Source organism: Aminobacter aminovorans, from assembly GCF_900445235.1.
In the GTDB taxonomy this organism is placed as follows: Bacteria; Pseudomonadota; Alphaproteobacteria; order Rhizobiales; family Rhizobiaceae; genus Aminobacter; species Aminobacter aminovorans.
In genome coordinates, this window is record NZ_UFSM01000001.1 from 522,118 (window position 1) to 547,500 (window position 25,383).

Annotated in this window: 24 protein-coding genes, 1 tRNA gene and 2 rRNA genes (1 of these 27 only partly in view); 22 read left to right on the plus strand and 5 right to left on the minus strand. The window is 63.2% G+C overall.

Annotation, left to right across the window (positions count from 1 at the left end; translation table 11 throughout):
• Position 1 precedes the first annotated feature (1 nt).
• Positions 2–1,123, plus strand: coding sequence for an NAD(P)/FAD-dependent oxidoreductase (locus DY201_RS02550; protein ID WP_115729849.1), 1,122 nt, complete (start codon positions 2–4; stop codon positions 1,121–1,123).
• Positions 1,124–1,211: 88 nt separating this feature from the next.
• Positions 1,212–2,645, plus strand: a complete 1,434-nt coding sequence (locus tag DY201_RS02555) for an NAD-dependent succinate-semialdehyde dehydrogenase (RefSeq protein WP_115729850.1) — start codon at positions 1,212–1,214, stop codon at positions 2,643–2,645.
• 45 nt (positions 2,646–2,690) lie between these two features.
• Here the strand turns inward: DY201_RS02555 and DY201_RS02560 are convergent, their stop codons facing one another.
• The gene (locus DY201_RS02560; RefSeq protein ID WP_067955455.1) at positions 2,691–3,155 is read right to left on the minus strand and encodes an Lrp/AsnC family transcriptional regulator; all 465 of its coding nucleotides are present in this window, start codon (positions 3,153–3,155) and stop codon (positions 2,691–2,693) included.
• 130 nt (positions 3,156–3,285) lie between these two features.
• On the opposite strand from DY201_RS02560, the gene alr reads away from it, so the two are divergent.
• From alr to DY201_RS02660, 20 genes are all read left to right on the plus strand, one after another.
• A complete protein-coding gene (gene alr, locus DY201_RS02565; RefSeq protein WP_115729851.1) occupies positions 3,286–4,419 on the plus strand; it encodes an alanine racemase in 1,134 nt (377 codons plus the stop codon).
• Between the two features lie 16 nt (positions 4,420–4,435).
• Positions 4,436–5,689: a D-amino acid dehydrogenase gene (locus tag DY201_RS02570; protein WP_115729852.1), complete on the plus strand. Its 1,254-nt coding sequence runs from the start codon at positions 4,436–4,438 to the stop codon at positions 5,687–5,689.
• A gap of 304 nt (positions 5,690–5,993) precedes the next feature.
• Positions 5,994–6,722, plus strand: coding sequence for a FadR/GntR family transcriptional regulator (locus DY201_RS02575; RefSeq protein WP_115729853.1), 729 nt, complete (start codon positions 5,994–5,996; stop codon positions 6,720–6,722).
• On the plus strand, positions 6,719–7,900 hold the full coding sequence (locus tag DY201_RS02580; RefSeq protein WP_115729854.1) for a PLP-dependent transferase: 1,182 nt from the start codon (positions 6,719–6,721) through the stop codon (positions 7,898–7,900). Before DY201_RS02575 ends, DY201_RS02580 begins: the two co-directional genes overlap by 4 nt.
• A 29-nt stretch (positions 7,901–7,929) precedes the next feature.
• Complete coding sequence (locus DY201_RS02585) at positions 7,930–9,207, plus strand: ABC transporter substrate-binding protein (RefSeq protein ID WP_115729855.1); 1,278 nt, start codon at positions 7,930–7,932, stop codon at positions 9,205–9,207.
• Between the two features lie 176 nt (positions 9,208–9,383).
• A complete protein-coding gene (locus tag DY201_RS02590; protein WP_115733544.1) occupies positions 9,384–10,304 on the plus strand; it encodes a carbohydrate ABC transporter permease in 921 nt (306 codons plus the stop codon).
• Positions 10,304–11,152 (plus strand): carbohydrate ABC transporter permease, encoded by an 849-nt coding sequence (locus tag DY201_RS02595; protein WP_115729856.1) that lies wholly within the window; start codon positions 10,304–10,306, stop codon positions 11,150–11,152. The genes DY201_RS02590 and DY201_RS02595 overlap by 1 nt, the downstream gene beginning before the upstream one ends.
• A gap of 4 nt (positions 11,153–11,156) precedes the next feature.
• Complete coding sequence (locus tag DY201_RS02600; RefSeq protein WP_115729857.1) at positions 11,157–12,227, plus strand: ABC transporter ATP-binding protein; 1,071 nt, start codon at positions 11,157–11,159, stop codon at positions 12,225–12,227.
• Between the two features lie 1,059 nt (positions 12,228–13,286).
• Positions 13,287–15,278: a methyl-accepting chemotaxis protein gene (locus tag DY201_RS02605; protein WP_245431872.1), complete on the plus strand. Its 1,992-nt coding sequence runs from the start codon at positions 13,287–13,289 to the stop codon at positions 15,276–15,278.
• Between the two features lie 7 nt (positions 15,279–15,285).
• On the plus strand, positions 15,286–15,588 hold the full coding sequence (locus tag DY201_RS02610; protein ID WP_115729858.1) for an STAS domain-containing protein: 303 nt from the start codon (positions 15,286–15,288) through the stop codon (positions 15,586–15,588).
• On the plus strand, positions 15,585–15,950 hold the full coding sequence (locus DY201_RS02615) for a response regulator (RefSeq protein ID WP_115729859.1): 366 nt from the start codon (positions 15,585–15,587) through the stop codon (positions 15,948–15,950). Before DY201_RS02610 ends, DY201_RS02615 begins: the two co-directional genes overlap by 4 nt.
• Positions 15,951–15,975: 25 nt before the next feature.
• Entirely contained in the window at positions 15,976–18,147 is a 2,172-nt protein-coding gene (locus DY201_RS02620; protein ID WP_425358751.1) for a chemotaxis protein CheA, read from the plus strand.
• A 4-nt stretch (positions 18,148–18,151) separates the two neighbouring features.
• The gene (locus DY201_RS02625) at positions 18,152–18,616 is read left to right on the plus strand and encodes a chemotaxis protein CheW (protein WP_115733546.1); all 465 of its coding nucleotides are present in this window, start codon (positions 18,152–18,154) and stop codon (positions 18,614–18,616) included.
• A complete protein-coding gene (locus DY201_RS02630; protein ID WP_115729860.1) occupies positions 18,613–19,506 on the plus strand; it encodes a CheR family methyltransferase in 894 nt (297 codons plus the stop codon). The genes DY201_RS02625 and DY201_RS02630 overlap by 4 nt, the downstream gene beginning before the upstream one ends.
• Entirely contained in the window at positions 19,503–20,576 is a 1,074-nt protein-coding gene (locus DY201_RS02635) for a protein-glutamate methylesterase/protein-glutamine glutaminase (protein WP_115729861.1), read from the plus strand. Before DY201_RS02630 ends, DY201_RS02635 begins: the two co-directional genes overlap by 4 nt.
• Positions 20,554–20,943, plus strand: coding sequence for a response regulator (locus DY201_RS02640; RefSeq protein ID WP_115729862.1), 390 nt, complete (start codon positions 20,554–20,556; stop codon positions 20,941–20,943). Before DY201_RS02635 ends, DY201_RS02640 begins: the two co-directional genes overlap by 23 nt.
• Before the next feature lie 32 nt (positions 20,944–20,975).
• A complete protein-coding gene (locus tag DY201_RS02645; protein ID WP_165916090.1) occupies positions 20,976–21,482 on the plus strand; it encodes a chemotaxis protein CheD in 507 nt (168 codons plus the stop codon).
• Positions 21,483–21,542: 60 nt separating this feature from the next.
• Positions 21,543–21,884 carry a hypothetical protein gene (locus tag DY201_RS02650; RefSeq protein ID WP_131922461.1) on the plus strand — a complete coding sequence of 114 codons (342 nt, stop codon included), beginning with the start codon at positions 21,543–21,545 and terminating at the stop codon, positions 21,882–21,884.
• A gap of 86 nt (positions 21,885–21,970) precedes the next feature.
• Complete coding sequence (locus DY201_RS02655) at positions 21,971–22,786, plus strand: glycosyltransferase family 32 protein (RefSeq protein WP_115729865.1); 816 nt, start codon at positions 21,971–21,973, stop codon at positions 22,784–22,786.
• Between the two features lie 10 nt (positions 22,787–22,796).
• Entirely contained in the window at positions 22,797–23,525 is a 729-nt protein-coding gene (locus tag DY201_RS02660) for a phytanoyl-CoA dioxygenase family protein (protein ID WP_115729866.1), read from the plus strand.
• Here the strand turns inward: DY201_RS02660 and DY201_RS28670 are convergent.
• From DY201_RS28670 to DY201_RS02675, 4 genes are all read right to left on the minus strand, one after another.
• Positions 23,522–23,923: a hypothetical protein gene (locus DY201_RS28670; protein ID WP_147297332.1), complete on the minus strand. Its 402-nt coding sequence runs from the start codon at positions 23,921–23,923 to the stop codon at positions 23,522–23,524. The two genes, DY201_RS02660 and DY201_RS28670, sit on opposite strands and share 4 nt — an antisense overlap.
• A 62-nt stretch (positions 23,924–23,985) precedes the next feature.
• Positions 23,986–24,062 (minus strand) — tRNA-Met (locus DY201_RS02665).
• 197 nt (positions 24,063–24,259) lie between these two features.
• Positions 24,260–24,374: ribosomal RNA gene (rrf, locus tag DY201_RS02670) — 5S ribosomal RNA — on the minus strand.
• Positions 24,375–24,558: 184 nt separating this feature from the next.
• Positions 24,559–25,383, minus strand: a 23S ribosomal RNA gene (locus DY201_RS02675) (it continues 1,988 nt past the right edge of the window).

The following is a 25,383-nucleotide window of genomic DNA, read 5'->3' on the forward strand; positions in this document are numbered from 1 at the left end:
CATGGAGACGGTCGACTGCATCATCGCCGGTGCCGGCGTCATCGGCCTTGCCGTGGCGCGAGAACTGAGCCGACTTGGCATGGAGACGATCGTCGTCGAGGCGGCCGATGCCATCGGCACCGAAACCAGTTCACGCAACTCGGAAGTGATCCACGCCGGCATCTACTATCCCCCGGGGAGCCTGAAGGCTGAGCTGTGCGTCGCCGGTCGCGACAAGCTCTATGCCTATGCCGCCGAGCGCGGCGTCCCGCACAAGCGCTGCGGCAAACTGATCGTGGCGACGCTTGCGGAGCAGGTGTCAACGCTGAAAGGCATCGTCGACCAGGCGCGGGCCAACGGCGTTGACGACCTCGTCCTGCTCGACGCCGCAGGAGCCCGGGCAATGGAGCCGTCGCTTGCCTGCCACGCCGCGGTGCTGTCGCCATCGACCGGCATCGTCGACAGCCATGCGTTGATGCTGTCGCTGCTCGGCGAAGCCGAAGGGCACGGCACCATGCTCAGCCTCAACACCGAAATCGTATCAGGCCGGCTCGAGGCGGGCCGCTTCGTGCTGCAGACGCTGGACAGCTCAAACGGCATGAGCTTCGAGATCACGGCGCGGCATTTCGTCAACGCCGCCGGCCTCGGCGCCAACAGGCTCGCGGCGTCGCTGGACGGGCTCGACCCACGGTTCGTGCCTGAGCTTCGCTATGCCAGGGGCAACTACTTCTCGGTGACGGGCAAGCCGGCCTTCTCCCGGCTGATCTATCCGGTGCCGGAGCCGGGCGGGCTGGGCATACACCTGACGCTCGACCTCAATGGCGCCATGCGCTTCGGCCCCGACGTCGAGTGGATCGAGACGAAGGACTATTCGGTCGACCCGTGCAGGGCCGACCATTTCTATGGCGAAATCCGCAAATACTGGCCTGCCCTCGCCGACGACAGCCTGAGCCCGACCTACAGCGGCATCCGCCCCAAGCTTGCCGGCCCTGGCGAGCTCGTTGCCGATTTCGTCATCCAGGGACCCGAGGTCCATGGCGTCGTCGGACTGGTCAACCTGTTCGGCATCGAAAGCCCGGGGCTGACCTCTTCGCTGGCGATCGCCGAACTGGTGGCAGAGAAGCTGAAGCGAACCTATGTCTAACGTACCATTCAAGGCGTGACCCGCCGCCCGGCGAGGACGCCGACCCCATCTTCACCCGCTCACGAACGACCCCAGCAAGGACGAAAGCATGTACCCCGAAGTGAAACTGTTCATCGACGGCAAGTGGACGGCTGCCGAAGGCGGCAAGACCATCGACGTCTACAATCCCGCCACCAACGAGGTGATCGGCAAGGTCGCCTCGGCCGGCAAGGGCGACCTCGACCGTGCGCTCGCCGCCGCCGAGCGCGGCTTCAAGATCTGGCGCAAGGTGTCGCCTTACGACCGCTCCAAGGTGTTGCGCCGCGCCGCAGACCTGTTGCGCGAACGCGCCGATGCGATCGCCGCACTTCTGACGCAGGAACAAGGCAAGCCGGTCGGCGAGGCCAAGATGGAGGTCCTGTCCTCGGCCGACCTGTTCGACTGGTTCGCCGAAGAAGGCCGCCGCACCTATGGCCGCGTCATTCCGGCCCGCGCGCCCGGCATCCAGCAGATCGTCGTCAAGGAACCGGTCGGCCCTGTCGCCGCATTCACGCCGTGGAACTTCCCGATATCGCAGGCGGCGCGCAAGATCGGCGCAGCCCTTGCCACCGGCTGCTCGATCATCGTCAAGCCGCCGGAAGAGACGCCAGCCTCGCCTGCCTGCCTCGGCGACGTGTTCAGGGATGCCGGCCTGCCCGACGGCGTGCTCAACCTCGTCTATGGCAACCCACCCGAAATCTCCGGCTACCTCGTGCCGCATCCTGTCATCCGCAAGGTGTCGTTCACCGGCTCGGTGCCGGTCGGCAAGCATCTCGCAGCCCTCGCCGGCACCCACATGAAGCGTGCGACGATGGAGCTTGGCGGCCATGCCCCGGCGATGGTGTTCGACGACGCCGACATCGACCAGGCGGCAGCAACGCTTGCCGCCTCGAAGTTCCGCAACGGCGGCCAGGTCTGCGTGTCGCCGACACGCTTCCTGGTCCAGGAAGGCTCCCACGACCGCTTCCTTGGTAAGTTCGTCGACTACGCCAAGTCGGTGAAGGTCGGCGACGGCCTGGAGGCGAGCAGCCGCATGGGCCCGCTGGTCAATGAACGCCGGCTGGAGGCCGTCGAGGCGCTGATCAACGAGGCGGTGGCCGACGGCGCAAAGCTCGAGACCGGTGGCAAGCGCATCGGCAACAAGGGCTCGTATTTCGAGCCGACGGTGCTGTCGGGCGTGCGCACCGACATGCGCATCATGAATGAGGAGCCATTCGGCCCGGTTGCGCTGGTGATGCCGTTCAAGACTTTCGAGGACGTCGTGACCGAGGCCAACCGCCTGCCCTACGGGCTTGCGGCCTATGCCTTCACCAAGTCGAACAAGACGGTGACCGACCTCGGTGCCGAGATCGAAACCGGCATGCTGACGATCAACCATCTCGGCCTTGCTCTGCCCGAAACGCCTTTCGGCGGCGTCAAGGACAGCGGCTACGGCTCGGAAGGCGGCACGGAAGCGCTCGAAGCCTATCTGGTCACCAAATTCGTGACCCAGTCAGCCGTCTGACACTGACAACAAAGCCGGCGCATCACATGGGCGCCGGCTTTTTCTTCAAGACGTCTTCGGCCGTTTCGACTGCAGGATGTTGCGGATCGAAAAGCTCGAATGGATCCGGGCGAGGCCCGGCAGGGCTGACAGGATTTCCTTGTGCACGCGCTCGAAATCGCCGGCACTGGCCACCTCGACGCGCAGGAAGTAGTCGGAATCGCCGGTCATCAGGTAGCACTCCTTGATCTCGGGATAGCGCCGCACCGCAAGCTCGAAGCGGTTGAAATACTCCTCGGTCTGCCGCTCCAGCGTGATCTGCACGATGACGGCGATGCCTTCGTCGGCGGCGGCGTTGCCGATGATCGCGGTGTAGCCCCTGATGACCCCTTCCTGCTCCAGCAACTGCACCCGCCTGAGGCACGCCGACGGCGACAGGCCGACCTCGGCCGCCAGGCTGGCATTGCTGACGCGCGCATTGGCGCGCAACGCCCGGATGATACCGCGGTCGATCGCGTCCAGAGAGGGCATCGCAGTTCCTTTCAAGATTCCGTCGAAAATTGCACAACTTGCCACCAGTTCGCACGATCATCATCATATTGGCAAGATTTTCGCCGATCATTGCGGTATTCTTCTGACAAGGCGAGGACAGTTCCCGGATATGACAATGGACGTGCAAAGCGACATCGAGAGCCGTGCGGCTTGCGGCGTGCTGACCATCGATCTCGGCGCGCTGGTGGATAACTACCGGCAGCTGAGCCAGCGCAACGCGCCTGAGATGACCGCGGCCGTGGTGAAGGCGGATGCCTACGGGCTCGGCGTGGCCGAGGTCGCGCCTGTGCTCTACGCCGCCGGCTGCCGCGATTTCTTCGTCGCCCATTTCATCGAAGCTGTCAGGCTGAAGCCGCACTTGCCGGCGGACGCGCGCATCCTGGTTCTCAACGGCCTGATGCCGGGCAGCGAGGCCGACTGCGCCGACCTTGGCGTGGTGCCGGTGCTGAACTCGCTCGAACAGGTCGCCAACTGGTCGGCTACCGCCAAGGCGTGCAACACCACGCTGCCGGCAGCACTTCAGGCCGACACCGGCATGTCGCGGCTCGGCCTCGAGCCGCAGGAGCTGGAAACGCTGCTCGCCGAACCGCACCGGCTCGACGGCATCCATATCGACACCGTGATGAGTCACCTCGCCTGTGGCGACGAGCCGGCCCATGACGCCAATGCTCGCCAGCTTGAACGCATGCGGGCGGTTCGTGCCCGATTCCCCGGCGCCAAACTGTCCTTCGCCAACTCGGCCGGCATCTTCCTCGGCGACGACTTCCACGGCGATCTCGCCCGTCCCGGCATCGCACTTTATGGCGGCGCGCCGCTGGGAGGCTACGACAACCCGATGCGCCAGGTGGTGCGGCTAGACGTCGGTGTCGTGCAGACCCGCACCGTGCCGGCGGGCGCTGAAGTCGGCTATGGCGCGAGCTTTGTCGCCAAATCGGAGATGCGGCTCGCCACCATCGCCGCCGGCTATGCCGACGGCCTGCCGCGCCATCTCAGCAATGCCGGTGCTGCCTGGCTCGGCAACATCCGCCTGCCGATCGTCGGGCGCGTCTCGATGGACAGCATCATCCTCGACGTCACAGCCTTGCCGGCTGGAACACTGAAGCTCGGCGACATGGTGGAACTGATCGGCCCGCACCAGACGCTCGAAATGATCGCGTCGGATGCCGGCACCATTTCCTACGAAATCCTGACCAGCCTGGGTCGGCGCTACAGACGCCGCTACCTCGGCCCGGCAGCGCGCTAAAACCACAGGGGCAATCATGCGCATAGTCATTCTCGGTGCCGGTGTCATCGGCGTCACCTCCGCCTACTATCTGGCCAAGGCAGGTCACAAGGTGACGGTTCTCGACCGCCAGGCCGGCCCGGCGCTGGAAACCAGCTTTGCCAATGCCGGCGAGATTTCGCCCGGCTATGCCTCGCCCTGGGCCGCGCCCGGCATCCCGCAGAAGGCGATGAAGTGGCTGTTCATGAAACACGCGCCGCTGATCATCCAGCCGATGCTCGACATCTCGACCTGGCGCTGGGTGACGGCGATGCTGCGCAACTGCACCTCGGCCCGCTATGCGCTCAACAAGAGCCGCATGGTGCGCCTCGCCGAATACAGCCGCGACCAGCTGATTTTTCTGCGCGACGACACCGGCATCCAGTACGACCACCGCACCCAGGGCACGCTGCAGCTGTTCCGCTACCAGAAGCAGCTCGACGGCATGGCCAAGGACATCGAGGTGCTGCAGAGCGACGGTGTGCCTTACGAAGTGCTCGACCCCGCCGGCTGCGTTGGCGCGGAACCGGGCCTGGCGCCTGTGCGTGACAAGATTGCCGGTGGCCTGCGCCTGCCCAATGACGAGACCGGCGACTGCTTCAAGTTCACCAACGAACTGGCCAAGCTGGCCGAAGGCCTTGGCGTCGAGTTCCGCTACAATGTGAAGCTTGAGAGCCTGCGCCAGGAAGGCAAGCGCATCGTCGCCGTCCGCACCACGGAAGGCGAAGTCGAGGCCGACATGTTCGTCGGCGCACTCGGCAGCTTCACGCCGTCCTTCGTCAAGCCGCTGGGCCTGAGCGTGCCGGTCTATCCTGTCAAGGGCTACTCGATCACCGTTCCGATCGTCGACGAGAGCAAGGCTCCGGTGTCGACCATCATGGACGACACCTACAAGATCGCCATCACCCGCCTGGGCGACCGCATCCGCGTCGGCGGCATGGCCGAAATCGCCGGCTTCAACACCGACCTGTCGCCGTCGCGCAAGGCGACGCTTCAGTTCTCGGTCGAAGACCTGTTCGGCGGCGCCGCCGACCAGAGCCGCGCCACCTTCTGGAGCGGGCTGAGGCCGATGACGCCTGACGGTACGCCCGTCATCGGGCGCACCAAGTTCGACAATTTCTACCTCAACACCGGTCACGGCACGCTGGGCTGGACCATGGCCTGCGGCTCGGGCCGCGTGCTGGCCGACATGATCGGCGGCGTCCGCCCCGAGATCGACGTCTCCGACCTCGCGCTGTCGCGCTACGCCTGAAGGCATCACTCGTCGCCCAATTGCCTGTCTTGCTGCAATAGGCCGCTCTCCGACCTCGGAGGCGGCCTATTGTGCATCGCATTATCCGCAAGGCTCTGCGAAGATGACCTTGCCGGCCAGGTGATCGCGACCGGCTACAACACTCATCTCGACGCGGTATCCAGCATCGCCGGATGCCTTGCATCAGTTGCCCGCGACCGGCGTCCGGCCAATCCCTCCTGAACTTTCCTGACATTGGCGATTGACAGCAGCGGCTTGGCGTGCAGAAATTGGTCTGACCATTGTACCATTTGGAAGTCGCCACGTGCTCGACCTGCCTCCCCTTCAAGCCACTGCGCGCGATGACGCAGTCCTCAATGTGCTGGCGGATTTCGTCATCCACGAGGAGCTCAAGCCGGGTGACCGTCTGCCGACCGAGCGCGTCCTGTCCGAGCGGCTGAAGGTCAGCCGGACCACCGTGCGCGAGGCGCTGACGCGCTGGGAAGGGCTTGGCCTGGTCGAGCGCCGCCAGGGCAGCGGCACCTATCTCAAGGCGGCGGTGTCGCGCGACATGCTGCATCTGCCACTGACATTTGCCTCGGGCAACGACTTCGAAAGCCTGATGCACACGCTGGAAATCCGACGCGGCCTCGAGGCCGAAGCCGCCGCCCTGTGCGCCTTGCGCGCCGGGCCGGCCGAAGTTGAGATCATCCGGCAGAAGCTCGAGGTCATGGAAGAAGCCTTCCATGCCCGCGCCGGCATGTCGTCGGACGAGGACTGGGATTTCCACCAGGCGATCTATCGCGTGTCGGGCAATCCGCTGTTCGAGCAGATCATCTCGGCGATGCACGAGCTGTTCCACCGCTTCTGGGAGCATCCGCTTGGCGTGCGCGATTTCGGCCATGCCAGCTTTCCCTATCACCGTACTGTCTACGAGCGGATTGCGGCTGGCGATGCCGAAGGCGCACGCGGCGAAGCACTGAAACTGATCGCCACAGTCGAGGCCGACCTGCGCCGCGGCGACGCCAATCTCAAACGTGCGGGATACAAATGAGCAGCGAGTTCGAGCGGGATTTCATAGCCGAGGCGGCGACCTTGCTGGCCCATGACGAACCGTTCCCCGGTGGTGCCGTGGTGCCGCCGATCTACCAGACGTCGCTGTTTACCTTCGACAGCTACGCCGACATGGCCGACGTGTTCGCCGGGCGCAGCACCAAGCCGATCTATTCGCGCGGCAACAACCCGACCGTGATGGAATTCGAGAGCAAGATCGCTGCCCTCGAAGGGGCAGAGGCCGCGCGCGGCTTTTCCAGCGGCATGGCTGCGATCAGCTCGACCGTGCTCGCCTTCGTCGGCTCAGGCGAGCGCATCGTGGCCGTGCGCAACTGCTACGGCGACGCCTATCGCCTGTTCGAGCGGCTGTTGCCGCATCTCGGCATCAAGGTCGATTATGTCGACGGCTCCGATCCCGAGGCGGTGGCAGCGGCACTGCCTGGTGCGGCGATGCTCTATCTCGAAAGCCCCACCTCGATGATGTTCGAGCTGCAGGAGCTCGAGGCGCTGACCGCCATGGCGCGCGCGCGTGGCATCGTCAGCGTCATCGACAATTCCTGGGCGACGCCGCTGTTCCAGAAGCCGATCCTGCACGGCGTCGACATCGTCATGCATTCGGCCTCGAAATATCTTGGCGGCCACAGCGATACCGTGGCCGGCGTGGTGGCCGGTTCGGCCGAGCATATCCGCCGCATCAATGAGCGCACCTACCCCTATCTCGGCGCCAAGCTGTCGCCGTTCGAGGCATGGCTCCTGCTGCGTGGCCTGCGCACGCTGCCGCTCAGGCTGCCGCATCACATGAAGAGCGCGCTTGTCATCGCCGAACGGCTCAAAGGCCACGCCCATGTCGAGCGCGTCAACCATCCCGCCTTCTCCAACCATCCGGGCAAGAAAACGCTGTCAGGCTATTCCGGCCTGTTCTCCTTCGAGGTGACCGACGACATCGACGTGCCGGCTTTCACCGATGCGCTGAAATTGTTCCGCATCGGCGTCAGCTGGGGCGGGCACGAAAGCCTCGTGGTGCCGGCGCTCGCCTCGCTGCAGCAGACGCCGGATGCCAATTCCATAGGCCGGTTCGGGGTCAGCCCGCGGACCATCAGGCTGAATGTAGGGCTGGAAAATGTGGAGGATCTCTGGGCCGACGTCAGTCGCGCCTTCGGGGAAGCAAAAAGAAAATAACTTCAAATCCAAGAATGGGAGTGACTGGAATGAGGAAATACAGCCTTTTGTTCGCAACGGCCCTGGGCCTTGCCCTGTCGGCGGGATCGGCGCTGGCGGATTCGACCGTCAAGATGGTGGAGGTGATCACAAGCCCGCAGCGCACGGAGTTCCTTAAGAAGCAGATCGCCGCGTTCGAGGCGGCCAATCAGGGCGTCAAGGTCGAGCTCGTTTCGCTGCCTTGGGGCCAGGCCTTCGAAAAGTTCCTGACCATGGTCCAGGCCGGCGATACCCCTGACATCGTCGAAATGCCCGAGCGCTGGCTCGGCCTCTACGGCACCAACGGCCAGCTCGAAGACCTTGGCCCCTATATGGCGAAATGGGCAGATGCCGCAACGCTCGGCGATCGCGCCAAGCAGTTCGGCTCGGTGGTCGACGGCAAGCAGTACATGATCCCCTACGGCTACTATCTCCGCGCCATGTTCTGGAACAAGAAGCTGTTCAAGGAAGCCGGCATAGACCATGCGCCGACGACGCTCGACGAGTTCATGGAGGCCAACAAGAAGATCTCGGCGATCAACGGCAAGTACGGCTACTGCCTGCGCGGCGGCCCGGGCGGCTTCAATGGCGTGCAGATGTTCATGAACATTGCCAACGGCAAGGGCGGCTACTTCAACGCCGACGGCACCTCGACCATCAACGAGGAAGGTTCGGTCAAGGGCCTGCAGATGCTGGCCGACATCTACAAGAGCGGCTACGCGCCCAAGGACAGCGTCACCTGGGGCTTCAACGAAATCGTCACCGGTTTCTATTCCGGCACCTGCGCCATGCTCGACCAGGATCCGGACGCGCTGATCGGCATCGCCGAAAAGATGAAGCCGGAAGACTTCGCGGTGGCGCCGATGCCGGCCGGGCCCTCTGGAAAGTCCTATCCGACGCTGGGTTATGCCGGCTGGTCGATGTTCGCCAATTCGGACGTCAAGGAAGACGCCTGGAAGCTGATGTCGACGCTGCTTTCGCCGGCAGACAACATCGGCTGGGCCAAGGAAGTTGGCGTGCTGCCGATCCACACCAGTGCTGCCGATGATCCGCACTTCAAGACCGAACAGTTCAAGGGCTGGTTCGACGAGCTGAACAATCCGGAGAAGTTCGAATTCGTGACTCCGCCGGTGCATCTGGAGAACCTCGGCAATTTCTACGACCAGGTGTCGGTCAAGAATGTCCAGGAGGTGCTGCTCGGCCAGCGCACGGCCAAGGACATCGCCGACGAATGGGCTGCGTTCCTGACCAAGGAACAGCAGGACTGGATGGCCAAAAACAAGAAGTAACGGCCATGGCGGGGCAGCGATGTCCCGCCAACCATGCCCTTCGAAGGGCTCCCTTGCTGCCCCCTCGCCGACCGCGTCTCGCGGTCATGCCGGCTTCGCCGCCAAGCCCTTTCTCCCCTTGGAGACGAGGTCGCGCGCGAGGGGGCGATTTTTTCGCCATGACGAAAGCACTCGCCATGACCACAGCAGTCACCGAACTGACATCGCCGCGAAGAATGCGTCCCGGAGGCGTTTTGCCCGGGCTGGAACCCTGGCTCTATCTTGGCCCGGCGCTGATTCTGCTCGTCACCGTGCTTTTGGTGCCGCTGATCGTCGGCATCAGCTACTCTTTCCGCAAGTTCTCGGCGTTCAAGTCCGAATTCGTCGGGCTCGGTCAGTACCAGGCGATGCTGTCGGATGCATTGCTCGGCCAGGCGCTGCTCAACACGCTGTGGTGGACTGTCGGCAGCCTGTTCTTCCAGTTCTTTCTTGGCCTTGGACTGGCGCTACTGCTCGACCGGCCGTTCTTTGGCCGCAGGATCGTCCAGGCGGTGGTGTTCTTGCCTTGGGCGGTGCCGTCGTTCCTGTCCGGCCTGACCTGGGCCTGGCTGTTCAACCCCATCGTCGGGCCGTTGCCGCATTGGCTCTACGCGCTCGGGCTGCAAGCCGAACCGACGAGCATCCTCTCCGACCCGGCCACTGCCATGTGGGGACCGATCATTGCCAATGTCTGGTTCGGCGTTCCGTTCTTCGCCATCACTCTGCTTGCGGCACTGAAGTCGATTCCCTCCGAGCTGCATGAGGCAGCGGCAATCGACGGCGCCTCGCCATGGCAGCGCTTTTCCAAAGTGACGCTGCCGTTCCTGGCACCAACGATCGCCATCACGGTGATGCTGCGCACGATATGGATCGCCACCTTCGCCGACCTGATCTTCGTCATGACGGCCGGCGGCCCGGCCGGATCGACCAACACGGTCGCCACCTACATTTATGTCAGCGCCTTCAAGTCGCTGGACAAGGGCTACGCCTCGGCCGTCGCCGTGCTGCTTCTGGTGCTGCTCATCTTCTATGCGGTCGTGCTCATCGGCATCCGCCGCTCGCTCGCGAGGAATTCCTGATGATTGCCGGACGTTCGACTTCCACGCGCGTTCTCGGCGGTATCGGCCTCTATTGCGCGATCGGCGCCTACATCGTCTTCGCGCTGTTTCCGATCTACTGGACGCTGAAGATCTCGGTGACGCCGCAGTCGCTGCTCTATTCCGAAGGCATCACGCTGTGGCCCTCGGCCACCACCTTCGAGAATTACGTCACCGTGCTGAAAGCCAGCGACTTCCCGCTCTATTTCTTCAACAGCGTGCTGGTGTCGGTGACCACAGCCATCCTGGTGACGGTCATCGCCTCGGGTGCCGGCTACGCCATGTCGCGCTTCTCCTTCCGCGGCAAGACGACGGTGGCGATAGCGCTTCTGTTGACCCAGACCTTCCCGCTGGTGATGGTCATCCCGCCGATCTACCGCATCATGGGCGAGCTCGGCCTGACCAACAGCCTCACCGGGCTGATCATCATCTACACAGCATTCAACACCGCCTTCGCGACCTTTCTGATGCAATCCTTCTTCGACGGCATCCCGAAGGACCTGGAGGAAGCGGCGATGATCGACGGCTGCACCCGCTTCCAGGCGCTGCGCCGCATCATCATTCCGCTGACACTACCCGGCATGGGCGCGACGCTCGGCTTCGTCTTCACCGCGGCGTGGAGCGAGCTGCTGTTTGCGCTGATGCTGATCTCCAGCGAGGGCCAGAAGACCTTTGCCGTCGGCCTGCTGACCTTCATCGGCAAGTTCGCCGTCGACTGGGGGCAGATGATGGCGGCGTCGATCCTGGCGCTCATCCCGGTCTGCATCTTCTTCGCATTCCTGCAACGCTATCTCGTGACCGGCCTGACCGCCGGCGCCGTCAAAGGGTAGAACCATGGCTTCGGTTACGCTCAACAAGGTCCAGAAGGACTACGGCTCACTCAACGTGCTCCAGGCCGTCGATCTGGAGATCGCAGACGGCGAGTTCGTGGTGCTCGTCGGCCCGTCCGGCTGCGGCAAGTCCACCTTGCTCAGGATGATCGCGGGCCTGGAGGAAGTGTCGGCGGGCGAGATTCGTATCGGCGAACGCGTGGTCAACGACGTCGCCCCCAAGGACCGCGACATCGCCATGGTGTTCCAGTCCTACGCGCTCTACCCGCACATGAACGTCGCCTCGAACATGGGCTTCAGCCTGGCACTTCGGAAAGCCGAGAAGAACGCCATAGACACCAGGGTCAATGGCGCGGCGAGCCGGCTCGGCCTCGACAAGCTGCTGGCGCGCCTGCCCCGCCAGCTTTCCGGCGGCCAGCGCCAGCGCGTCGCCATGGGTCGCGCCATCGTGCGTGATCCGAAGGTGTTCCTGTTCGACGAGCCGCTCAGCAACCTGGACGCCAAGCTGCGCGTGCACATGCGCACCGAGATCAAGGCGCTGCATCAGCAGCTCAAGACGACTTCGGTCTATGTCACCCACGACCAGATCGAGGCGATGACGATGGCCGACCGCATCGTCGTCATGCATGACGGCGTCGTCCAGCAGGTGGGTGCACCGCTCGAGCTGTATGACCGGCCCGCCAACGCGTTCGTTGCCGGGTTCATCGGCTCGCCGGGCATGAATTTCCTGCCGGCGACGATCAAGCGAACGGGCAACGATGCGGCAGCCGTCCTGGTCGATGGCCAGCATCTGCCCGTATCGGCGAGCCTGCCGATCGCCAGTGGCGACGAGGTGAGCATCGGGCTGCGGCCCGAGCACATGCGTATCGCTGCCGACGGCGACATCTCCGTCCAGGTTGAGGTCGTTGAGCCGCTGGGCCTGTCGACGCAATTCTATGCCAGGCTGGCCGGCCAGCAGGTGTGTGTCTTCGCCATGGGGCGGGTCGCGGTGAAGCCTGACGACAACGTCCGGCTGTCGGCAACGGCCGCCGACCTGCATGTTTTCGACCCGAAGAGCGGCCAGCGCATCGGCTGAGACGACCACGGCGGGCGCCATCAGGCGCCCATCACGAGAAGGCGTCGGCCGCGGCCGGCGCCTTTTTTGTTTGTGTACAGACCTTCGGCGGCACATTTCATTCGTGTGCATACCGTCTAGGACGGCGCTCCCATTAGCGCACAAACCTTCAGTGGCGACGCATTGCAACTAGACAGGAAGTAAAACGCGCGATGATTCAACCATGGGCAGAGCCCCATCACACGGACTGCGGCAACGCTTGCACGCCATGATTCCCCTTGTTCGGCGAGTTGCGCAATCGGCTCACAACCGGTGCGCGCAGAGACTGCAATCCGCCGCGTGACTCAAGGTCAACTTGCGCGCCTTGGCGCAAAAAAATCATATGACTCTGCGGAATTTCGCAGCGCAAAGGCCTTAGAACTCTAACAAGTCCACTGCCAAGAATGGCAAGAATGAGGCAGATCGATAGCCGCCATTACGTTGAGTCACCGGGCAGCAACCGTTCGACAAAGCCCAAAAGGCGGCCCGCTCGACTGTCAGCGGCGGCTTACATGGATCGGCACCGACTAGGATCAGGCCGGATTTGACTGGGGAATAGTCTTGCAAGAGTAGTGGATTATCTTAAGCCAATCATACTCGATACCGTCGACTTAACTTTCGGACATAGCTTTTGCGACGCCAAAGACTCTTGCCGTACAAGTACTGATGACTCGGATCCTTGGCAGTGCTGCCGGCATTTACACTTGGGTAATTTCTTCTGAATACGTCGAGTCAACGAGATAGCTAAATTTTTAAGTACAGGGAGGGGTTCCTGTCGGCACTCTCGGGAATGGAATACGCAGGCAAGACATGAGCAATTTCTAATAAGCCACGTTTGAAAAACCTCTCTTAGATCTCCTCCTTTTTCGAAGCAAAACACGCGCTGGCGACGCCGCCGGCGCCCTCCCCTACTCACATTCCTGCATGTCTTCAGGCGATGCGAAGCGAAAAAGCTTCCCAGCGATCGGCCACACTTTGCCGGCGAAGAAGACCTGTGGGGCCAGGCAACCAAGTTCTACCTCTACGGCAAGGAAACGCCCAATGAGTTCCACCTTCGATCCAACAGCCAGCCACTACGGCGGTCCGCCGCCGAAAAGTGGCTTCTCCGCCGCCAATCTCTCAATCACGCGCAAGCTGGTCCTCGCCTTCTCGGCGATCGTGCTCGTCAGCATCGTCGTCGGCGGGTTTATGATGCGCGCCCTCAATCAGCTCGAGGCTGCCAGTGCAGAGCTCCAGGTGGCCAGCAGCGTGCTCAATACGCTCGGCAAGGCCGAAGCCTTGCACCTCGACCGCGCCAACATCGCCCGCACCTATGTGCTGAGCTTGCGCGAGGACGTCGCCAAGCGCTATCACGACACCTCGCTGAACGTCGACAAGACCATCGCCGATGCCCGGAGCCGGCAGATCACCGACAAGGATGTGATCACGGCGATCGACAACTTCCAGACCGCCGCCAACAACTGGCGCTCCGAGATCGGCGACCCGATCGTCCAGCTCGCCGGCAAGCCTGAAACCTACGACCGTGGCCGCGAACTTGCTGGTTCGACCCGCGCCTCGGAAGTGCAGGCTACCGTCCGCAAGGCGGTTGCCGAGATGCAGGCCGAGATTGGTAAGTGGGAAGAGGACACTGCGGTTCTCAAGAACGACGCCATTGCGACAGCAAAATACCTGCAGCTCGGCAGCGCCGGCCTTATCATCGCTATCCTTGTGGTGATCGCGCTGTGGCTCTCCAGCCAGATCGCAACGCCGGTCAACAACATGACGCATGCGATGCGCAGCCTGGCTTCCGGTGACCTCAAGGTCGTGGTTCCGGCCATCGGCCGCCGCGACGAAGTCGGCCAGATGGCGTTAGCCGTGCAGACCTTCAAGGAAGCTGCGATCGAGAAGGTTCGTCTCGAGGCAGAGGCCGCTGAAACGCGTCGCCGAGTCGAGGAGGATGCCGCACTGCGCGCCGCGCAGAAGGCCGAAGAAGACCGCCAGGACATGGTTGCGATCTCGGCTCTGGGCCACGGCCTCGACGCCCTATCGAAGGGCGACCTGATGCACCGCATCGACGCGCCGTTCCCTGACAAGCTGGTCAAGCTGCGCCAAGACTTCAACGAGTCGGTTGAGAAGCTACAGCAGACCATGCTCAGCATCACCTCCTCAGTGAAGGCGATCCACGCCGGCACCGGCGAGATCTACACCGCTGCCGACGACCTGTCGCGCCGCACCGAACAGCAGGCTGCCAGCCTCGAAGAGACCGCAGCTGCGCTCGACGAGATCACCGCGACCGTCAAGAAGACGGCCGAGGGTGCAGTACATGCCCGTGACGTCGTCTCCACGGCCAAGTCGGACGCGGAATCGAGCGGCATCGTGGTACGCAAGGCGATCGACGCCATGGGCACGATCGAGAAGTCGTCCGAGCAGATCAGCCGCATCATCGGCGTGATCGACGAGATCGCCTTCCAGACCAATCTCTTGGCGCTCAACGCCGGTGTCGAAGCGGCTCGCGCGGGCGACGCTGGACGCGGCTTCGCCGTGGTTGCCTCGGAAGTGCGTGCGCTTGCCCAGCGTTCGGCGGAAGCCGCCCGCGAGATCAAGAGCCTGATCTCCGCGTCGACGACGCAGGTCGGCGAAGGTGTCAAGCTGGTCGCCGAGACCGGCAAGGCACTGGAGCGCATCGTTCTCCAGGTGGCTGAGATCAACGCTGTCGTAACCAACATTGCGGCCAGCGCGCATGAGCAGTCGACCGGTCTCGACCAGGTCAACTCGGCGGTCAACCAGATGGACCAGGTCACCCAGCAGAACGCCGCGATGGTCGAAGAATCGACTGCCGCCAGCCACTCGCTGTCCCAGGAGACCGAAGAATTGTCGCGCCAGATCAGCACCTTCCGGCTCGGCAAGCTCTCGGTGGTCGAGTCCGGCCGTTCAGCAAGTCCCAAGTCTCCGGCGCGCGCACCGCGGCCCGAACTGAAGGTTGCATCCTCGAGCTTCGGTTCTTCCGCAGCCCGTGCGATCGCACCGGCGGCCGACGACTGGCAGGAGTTCTGAGCCAGCCATGACCACCTTGTCCGATCCATCGCAACGGATACTCGAGCTTGCGGCAGCGCTGGACTTCAGGGCGGCAGCGCCACTGACCGAAAGCCTGCTCGCAATGCGCGGAACCGCGCTGACCATCGATGCCTCGCGCGTGGAGCGGATCGGCGGTCAATGCCTTCAGGTTCTCCTGTCGGCGCAACAAACCTGGAGCGCGGATGAGACCGCGCTCTCCTTCACCAACCTGACGCCCGGCTTCGTCGAAGGCCTGCGGCTCCTGGGCTTCTCAGAAGCGGATTTCACCAGGGAGGAGATGCCGGAATGAGCGCGACCATTTTGACCGTCGATGATTCGCGCACCATGCGCGAGATGCTGAAACTGGCGCTGACGCAAGCCGGCTACAGGGTCATTCAAGCCGAGGACGGTGTCCACGGCCTCGAGGTGCTGAAGAGCGAGATGCCGCGGGTCATCGTCACCGACATCAACATGCCACGGATGGACGGCTTCGGCTTCATCGAGCATGTCCGCGCCGACGAAGCCTATCGCGGCATTCCGATCCTGGTGCTGACGACCGAGAGCGACGCCGAGAAGAAGGATCGCGCCCGGCGTGCCGGGGCGACCGGCTGGATCATCAAGCCTTTCGATCCTGCAAAGCTGATCGACGCCATCCGCCGCGTGTCGGCCTGAACCGGGAGAGATGTCCGTGGATGCAATGGCAGCGGTCAAGCAGACCTTCTTCCAGGAGTGCGAGGAGCAACTCGCCGAACTGGAAACGGGCCTTCTCGCAATGGAACGCGGAGAAGCCGAATCCGACACCGTGAACGCGGTTTTCCGCGCGGTGCATTCGATCAAGGGCGGCGCAGGCGCCTTCAGCCTCGAAGACCTGGTGCAGTTCGCCCACGTCTTCGAAACCACGCTCGACCACGTCCGCAACGGCGCGCTTGAACCAACGGCGGACGTCATGGCCGTCATGCTGCGTGCCGCCGACCTTCTGGCGGACCTCGTGGCCGCGGCACGCGACGGCCATACGGTCGACAGCGATCGCAGTAAAGTGCTGGTCACAGAACTCACCGCGCTGAGCCCCGGCGGGGCCGAGGCGGACGCCGAAGAAGAAGACGACATGAGCGACTTCTCCTTCACGCCCGTCACCGTGGCGTTCGACTTCTCGGACGCCCCTGTCGAAGCCGGGCGCAGCTACACGATCACTTTCAAGCCCAGGCCCGAACTCTATGCCAAGGGCAACGAGACGGTACTGGTGCTGCGCGAACTGGAACGCCTCGGCCAGTTGGAAACCAGCTGTGACGTGAGCGGACTGCCGCAGCTCGCCGAACTCGATCCAGAAGGCGCCTATCTCGAATGGATTATCCGGCTCACAACGGAGAAGGGCGAGGACGCGATCCGCGAAGTCTTCGAATTCGTGGAGTGGGATTCCAGCCTGACCATTCAGGCAGCTGACGCCGCCCCCTCCGATGCCGGCGCCGACACGGACTCGACTGAAGATGCATTCGCCACCCTGCTCCGCTCCATCCAGGGCGACGAGGCGGCTCTGCCGGCAACGACCGCCGAGATCATCCCGCTGCCTTTGGCTGAAGAGCGCGAGGCTATTGTCGAAGTCGAAGCACAGCCGGCCAAGGCTGCCGCGGCACGCAACGGCGAAGGTGGTGCCAATGCCGCCGCCCCGCAGACCATTCGCGCCGACCTCGAACGTGTCGACCGGCTGATCGATCTCGTCGGCGAACTCGTGATCAACCAGGCGATGCTGTCGCAGCGCGTCATGGAGGCCGGGCACGTGCCCGGATCGGCTGTGGCGCTTGGCCTCGACGAACTCGAGCATCTGACGCGCGAGATCCAGGACTGCGTCATGGCCATTCGTGCCCAGGCGGTGAAGTCGGTGTTCCAGCGCATTCCGCGTCTGGTGCGCGAAGTCGCCAGCATGACCGGCAAGCAGGTGCGCCTGATCACCGACGGCGAAGGCACAGAGGTCGACAAGACGGTGATCGACCGCCTGAACGATCCGCTGACCCACATGATCCGCAACGCCATCGACCACGGGCTCGAGAAGCCCGAGGTGCGTATCGCCGCCGGCAAGCCGGCCGAGGGCGTGGTTCGCCTGTCGGCGATGCACCGCTCGGGCCGCATCGTCATCGAGGTTGCCGACGACGGCGCCGGTATCAACCGCGCACGGGTCAAGGCGATCGCCGCCGAGAAAGGCCTGATCGCGGCCGATGCCGTGCTGTCCGACGAGGAGATCGACAACCTGATCTTCCTGCCAGGCTTCTCCACGGCGTCGGAGGTATCGAACATCTCCGGCCGCGGCGTCGGCATGGACGTGGTCAAGCGCTCGATCCAGGGCCTTGGCGGCCGCTTGTCGATCACCTCGCGTCCCGGCAAGGGCTCGACCTTCACCATGAGCCTGCCACTGACGCTCGCCGTGCTCGACGGCATGGTGGTGACTGTCGCCGACCAGACGCTTGTGGTGCCGCTGACGGCGATCATCGAAACGCTGCAGCCCAAGGCAGCCGACGTGCACGGCCTTGGCGGCGGCTCACGGGTGATCGCCATCCGCGATGCCTTCACGCCGCTGATCGACGTCGGCCGCGAGCTCGGCTTCCGCAACACCGCCACCGATCCGCTGGCTGCCGTGGCGATCCTGGTCGAGACCGAAGGCGGCCGCCGCAGCGCCTTGCTCGTCGATACGATCCAGGGCCAGCGCCAGGTCGTCATCAAGAGCCTGGAGTCCAACTACAGGCACGTGCCGGGCATCGCCGCCGCAACCATCCTTGGCGATGGCCGCGTCGCTCTCATCATCGACGTCGACACCGTGATCGCCAATTCGCAGGCCGACGCGACCATTCTTGAACCCGTTCTTGCAGCAGCAGGGTGATGCCATGATCGAGACCACCAAACACGACAACAGCAGCCGCGAGCTCATCGCATTCCGTATCGGCGAGCAGGAATTCTGCGTCGACATCATGTCGGTACGCGAGATCAGGGGCTGGGCACCGGCGACGGTGCTGCCGAAGTCACCGCCCTACGTCCGCGGCGTCATCAACCTGCGCGGCGCGATCCTGCCTATCGTCGACCTTGCCGCCCGCCTCGGCTTCCAGCCGCCGGAGCCGACGGTGCGCCACGTCATCATGGTGGCCCAGGTCGGCACCCAGGTGGTGGGGCTTCTGGTCGATGCGGTGTCCGACATCCTGTCGGTCACCGACGAAGCCATCAAGCCGACGCCGGACGTCGCCTCCGACATGGCCAAGACCTTCGTGCGCGGCGTGCTGGCCATCGAAGGCCGCATGATCAGCCTGATCGCACTGGACAACGTCCTGCCGGCGCTTGAGCCAATTGCGGCATGACCACTCTGCAAATCGACAAGCCGCGCAATCAGCGCCAGAGCCTGGTCGCCGGTGAGTTCGTGCTCACCGGCGAGGACATGCGGCAGATCGCGGCGATGCTGCATGCCGACGCCGGCATCCATCTGACCGAGGCCAAGGCGGCACTCGTCTACTCCCGGCTGTCCAAGCGCCTGCGGGCGCTCGGACTGGAGAGCTTCCGCGACTACTGCACGCTCATCGCCTCGCGCGACGGGCTCGACGAGCGCCAGAAGATGCTGGCGGCGTTGACCACCAACGTCACCAATTTTTATCGCGAGCCGCATCATTTCGAGCATCTGGCAAAGCAGGTTCTGCCGCCGCTTCTCGATGCGGCGCGGCGCGGCGGTCGCGTCAGAATCTGGTCGGCGGCATGCTCCAATGGCGCCGAGCCCTACTCGATCGCCTTGACGATCCTGTCGCTGATGCCCGAGGCTGCCAACTACGACATCCGCGTTCTGGCGACCGACATCGACCCCAACATGGTCGCGTTCGGCCGCGAGGGAGTCTACAGCGAGGCCGCCCTTCGCCCGGTGCCGCCGGACCTGCGCCGGCGCTGGTTCACGCCGGTACGCTCAGGCGACGGCACCTCGTTCAGCGCCGCCGACGAAATGCGCACCATCGTCGCCTTCCGTGAGCTCAACCTCATCGGCGCATGGCCGATGAAGGGCCGCTTCCAGGCGATCTACTGCCGCAACGTCGTCATCTATTTCGAGGAGGCGACCCAGTCGCGGATCTGGAGCCGTTTCGTGCCGCTGCTGACGGCTGGAGGCACGCTCTATATCGGCCATTCCGAGCGTGTCTCGGGGCCCGCGACCTCAGACTTCCAGCCCGAGGGCATCACCACCTACAAGCTGCGCGAGGGCGCAGCATGAAGCCGGTTCGCGTTCTCATCGTCGACGATTCCGCTACCATGCGCACGCTGCTTTCGGCGGTGCTGCGTCTCGACCCGGCCATCGAGGTCGTCGGCCATGCCGCCGACCCACTGGAGGCCCGCACCAAGATCAAGGAACTCAATCCCGACGTCATCACGCTCGACGTCGAGATGCCGAACATGAACGGCCTGGAATTCCTCGAGAAGATCATGCGGCTCAGGCCGATGCCCGTCATCATGGTGTCGAGCCTGACATCGAGGGATGCCTCGGCCACGATCATGGCACTTGAGATCGGCGCCTTCGACTGCATTTCCAAGGCATCTTTCAGCGATGACAGGGCATTCGGTGCGCTGCAGGCGACAGTGAAGGCGGCGGCACGCGCCCAGATCCGGCCGCTGGCCACCAACAGCCAGCAGATCGGCGCACAGCGCGAACAACCCGCCGGCAATGCCGATTATGTGCCAAACGGCAAGATCGTCGCGATCGGCTCGTCGACAGGCGGCGTCGAGGCGCTGATCACGGTGCTGTCGCAGTTCCCCGAGAACTGCCCGCCGACCGTCATCACGCAGCATATGCCGGCGGCTTTCACCAAGAGCTTCGCCGAGCGCCTCAACCGCATGTCGCGGCCTCATGTGAGCGAAGCCGTCGATGGCGCGCCGCTGACGACAGGGCATGTCTATCTCGCCCCTGGCGGTGCCACGCATCTCGAGATTTCAGGCCCCGGCCAGCTGCGCTGCCGGCTGCGCAGCACCGATCCGGTCAACGGCCACCGGCCGTCTGTCGATGTGCTGTTTGCCTCGGTCGCCAGGGCGGGCTCCAAATCGGTCGGCGCGATCCTGACCGGCATGGGCCGCGACGGTGCTGCCGGGTTGCTGCAAATGCGCCAGGCCGGCGCCAGCACGCTCGGCCAGGACGAGGCCACCAGCCTCGTCTACGGCATGCCCAGGGTCGCCTTTGAAGTTGGCGCAGTCGAGCGGCAGGCGCCGCTGGACAAGATCGCCTCCCACATCCTCGCGCTGACGCGCTCGAATTCCAATGGAGTCAAAAATGTCCTTCCTCGAACACTTTAAGGTTCTCGTCGTCGACGATACGACGACCAGCCGCATGCTCATCACCGATGCGCTGCAGGAGATGGGCATCCGAAAGATCGCCATCGCCAAGGACGGCGAGCAGGCGCTGCGTATGATGATGGAGCAGCCCTCCCATATGGTCATCTCCGACTTCAACATGCCCAAGCTCGACGGGCTGCAGCTGTTGAAGGCAATCCGCTCCTATGGCCCGACCCGGGCGACGCCATTCATCCTCTTGACCGGCAAGGGCGATCGACAGTTGCTGGAAGCCGCCGTGGCACTCGGCGTCAACAACTTCCTGACCAAGCCGTTCACCATGCCGGCGCTGAAGAAGGCCATCGAAGCAATCGTCGGGATTCTTAAGTGACACTGGTCACCCCAAACCAGCGCATCACCGTCATGCGCGGCGAGTACCACGTGGTCGACAGGGAGGACGTCGTGCTGACGACCATTCTGGGGTCCTGTGTCGCCGCCTGCATCCGCGATCCGTTTGCCCGCACCGGTGGCATGAACCATTTCCTGCTGCCCGGCAACAATGGCCGCTCGTCACTCGATGCCCAGAGCTACGGCGTCCACCTGATGGAGCTGCTCGTCAACGGCCTTTTGCAGCGTGGCGCCCATCGCCATCGGCTGGAAGCCAAGCTGTTCGGCGGGGGGCGAACCATCGAGGGTCTTTCGGACATCGGCGCGATGAATGGTGAGTTTGCCGAAACGTTCCTGCGCAACGAAGGCATCAGCATCGTCGGCGGCGACCTCGGCGGCGATCGCGGGCGCCGCGTCGAATACTGGCCGTTGTCAGGCCGCGCCCGCCAGGTCATGCTCTCCGGCGACAAGGGCTTCGTTGCGCCTGTCCAGCCCAAGCAGCCGCCGGTCGCGCCCGCGGGCGGTTCCGTCGAGTTCTTCTGATCTTCCGAAAGGCCGTCCGCCATGCCATCGCGTGCCAGTGCACTTTGCCATGAGATGCTTATGCCCGTATCCGAGCTGCTTGGACGGGTGAGCACCGAGTTGAGCGATATCGCAGCGCAAGTGGAAAGGCTGCATCCGCTGGTAGCCGCGCAGAGCGGGCAGCTGGCCGCGACCGACCCGCATTACGCGCAGGCGCTGCAGAGCTTCGATCACATCGAGCAGAAACTTCGCTGCTTAGCCGGCTATCTCGACGAGATCGGCACGGGCACGAGCCCAGTCTGGCAGCTCGATCCGCAAGCGGCCCTCGCAGCTATCACCCTTTCAGACCTCGCAGCACGCCTGGCCGGCCAGACCTCCGAGCAGCCGAACGCCGCGCCATCGGGCGATTTTGAGCTGTTCTAGCCGCAACGTCCCCCTGCCAGACCAGACAGCCCCTTCTCACGCCCACGCTCGGGCTGATAACACGGTCGCAATCGGGGACGAATGGAATGACAAAACCGCCGCTGCGGCTTTTCCAGATCATGATCACCGACGGCGCGCAGCCGTCGCCAGCGACAACGGACAGCTTCGCGCGCAACGTCGAGTCGTTCAGGTCGACCTATCCCGACGCTGAGTACCGGCGCTACGACAACGAAGAACTGACCGCATTTCTCGCCGCCAGCTATCCCGAACCGGTACTGCAGGCTTATCAAGCGTTGACGCCTTACGCTTTCAAGGCGGACCTAGCGCGCTACTGCCTGCTGCATAGCTTTGGCGGGCTCTATTCCGACCTGTCCTATCTCCACCTGCGCCCGATCGCGATCGGGAGCCGCTGCAAGATGGTGGTTTTCCGCGACATATCAGGCCATCCGTCCTGGGCGACGAGCAACGCGCTCATCTACGCCGAAGCCGGCAATCCGGTTCTGGCGCGGGCGATCGATCGCATCGTCGCGCATTTCAATGCCCGCTTCTATGGCCACTCGTCGCTGGAACCGACCGGACCCTATCTGTTCGGGCGCGTCCTGGCCGAGACGTCCGACTGGCGCTCGATCACCTTCGGCGACTCGCCGCGGCTGAACACCGACCGAACCGGCAGGGTCAACATCGTCAAGATGATGCCGTCCGGAGAAATCGTGGCCATCCGCAACAAGACAGCGGAAGGCGAGTTCAGCGATCTGGTGCCATCAGGCGGAAACAACTACAACCGATTGTGGAGCGAACGTCGCATCTGGGGCGAGCCGGACACGCGTGGCCTGATCGAGCGACTGCGCTCCGATCTCAAGGCGAAGCGGGTGCGCAAGCGCCGATCGCTGAAGCAGGGCTGAGTTGGGGTGCATGGATCCGAAACTGACGAACCTGAGCCTGAGAGACGGTTATTGCGTACTGCCGCAAGTCTTCGACAAAGCCGAAATCGAGGCATTTCGCCAATCTGCCGTCGACAATCTCGGCAGCATGGGACAGACACGTAACGTCGCCCACTCCTACCATCTCGCGGGCTTTCATCGCTTTCCAGCCTTGGCTGCACTCCACGCCAGCATCGCCGCCGACGAGACGATCAACCGGTTCCTGCAGGCCTATTACCAGGACATCCCGTATTTCGCCCTTGGTTTGAGCGACATTACAGTCAACCGCTCCCAACACTGGCATACCGACCTGCTGCGCGGCCGCTACAGCGGTTTCCTCAAGGATTGTGATCCCTGGGCGGAGACGGCCGGATGCCTCAAGGCACTGGTCTATCTGCAGGACGGCGCCAGCCTGCGAATCCTGCCAGGCTCGCATCTTACGCCCACACCGCTCGATGACACACGGCTTGAGCTGCTTGCGGAAGCGTCGGCCCCCGACATCGTTCGCGTTGACGTCAGGGCCGGCGACGTCGTGATGATGGACATCCGCGCGCTGCACCGCGGCTCGAGCGATGCGGATATGGGGAGCCCTGAGCTCGCCGACAGGCCGAAGATCCTGGTGTCGACAGTCTTCGGCCTGGTCAGTTCGGCCTTTTCGCGAGCGATGCAGGTCGGCAATGCGCACCGGATGGCGGCGTGGGACAGCCGCTACCTGGCTTAGGTTTTCGCGTGCAGTGTCGGCTGGTGGATGCCAGCCAGCTGGTGGTGGGGGGGCATTTGCGGGCGAGCGCCGCTGTTCTGCTTCGGTTTCGGCTCGATCGGTGGGGATCGTGCGGATACGAAGAAGCCCGCGATGGTTTTCACCTTGGCGGGTTTTTGTGTTTGGTTTTGGTTCTGCTGTTTTGGTTTTTGTGGCGCGTGGTGGGCTTTGGCTTCTTGCGTAGCGCTTGCGGGCTGCTGCTGTTGCTTCACCTCGACCGTGGTGAGTATCCAGACAGCAAAAAGCCCGCCGTGGTTTTCACCTTGGCGGGCTTTTGTTGTTGGTTGCGGGGACAGGATTTGGCTTTTTGTCCCGCGTCGTCGGCTTTGCCTCCTAGCGGGCCCCTGATGCAGGTTCAACTCGCCCGTCACCTGCGTCCAAATACCAAAACAGCCCAGACAAGCTGGGCTGTTTTGGTATTTGGTTGCGGGGACAGGATTTGAACCTGTGACCTTCAGGTTATGAGCCTGACGAGCTACCGGGCTGCTCCACCCCGCGCCACCGGACTTTTGCCTGAGGCAAAAGTCCTTTTTCAACGCTTCGGACTTTTGCTGTAGGCAAAACGTCCTTTTTATCCGGCATTTGCCAAAGGAAAGGGCCGCTTACGCGGCCCGACTACCCGTTGGCGGGCCCTTTGTATCGAGAAGATTTCGACAACGCGTTTGCGATGCGTTGTTTCAACGTGCGTTTGGCAGACCTGGCAGCGACTTACTCTCCCGCGTCTTGAGACGAAGTACCATCAGCGCTGGAGCGTTTCACGGCCGAGTTCGGAATGGGATCGGGTGCAGCCGCTCCGCCATAACCACCAGGTCGGCAAAACGCACGTTTTATCGAGAAGCTTTGTGTCGCGAAGGAGCTTTGAGGGGCCTGGACAGCTGAGCTGTCGTGGTGCCTCTCGTGGCTTTTCGCTGATCTTTGTTGTGCTTTTTCATCCTGCCATTTGGCAGTGTGACGATCTTTTGGGATCGCACTGTGATGAGCATTAGGAATGAGAACGATCAAGCCTATCGAACTATTAGTACCGGTAAGCTTCATGCGTTGCCGCACTTCCACACCCGGCCTATCAACGTGGTCGTCTTCCACGGTTCTCAGGGAATACTCGTTTTAAGGTGGGTTTCCCGCTTAGATGCCTTCAGCGGTTATCCCGTCCGGATATAGCTACCCTGCTATGCGGCTGGCGCCACAACAGGTCCACCAGAGATCCGTCCATCCCGGTCCTCTCGTACTAGGGACAGATCCTTTCAATATTCCTACACCCACGGCAGATAGGGACCGAACTGTCTCACGACGTTCTGAACCCAACTCACGTACCGCTTTAAATGGCGAACAGCCATACCCTTGGGACCTGCTCCAGCCCCAGGATGCGATGAGTCGACATCGAGGTGCCAAACAACCCCGTCGATATGGACTCTTGGGGGTCATCAGCCTGTTATCCCCGGCGTACCTTTTATCCGTTGAGCGATGGCCCTTCCACACGGGACCACCGGATCACTATGACCGACTTTCGTCTCTGCTCGACTTGTCAGTCTCGCAGTCAGGCGGGCTTATGCCATTGCACTCGACGACCGATTTCCGACCGGTCTGAGCCCACCATCGCGCGCCTCCGTTACTCTTTAGGAGGCGACCGCCCCAGTCAAACTACCCACCATACATTGTCCCGGACCCGGATAACGGGCCGCGGTTAGACATCCATAGAGATAAGGGTGGTATTTCAAGGGTGGCTCCACCAAGGCTGGCGCCCTGGCTTCAAAGCCTACCACCTATCCTACACATGCCACTACGAATGCCAATGTAAAGCTATAGTAAAGGTGCACGGGGT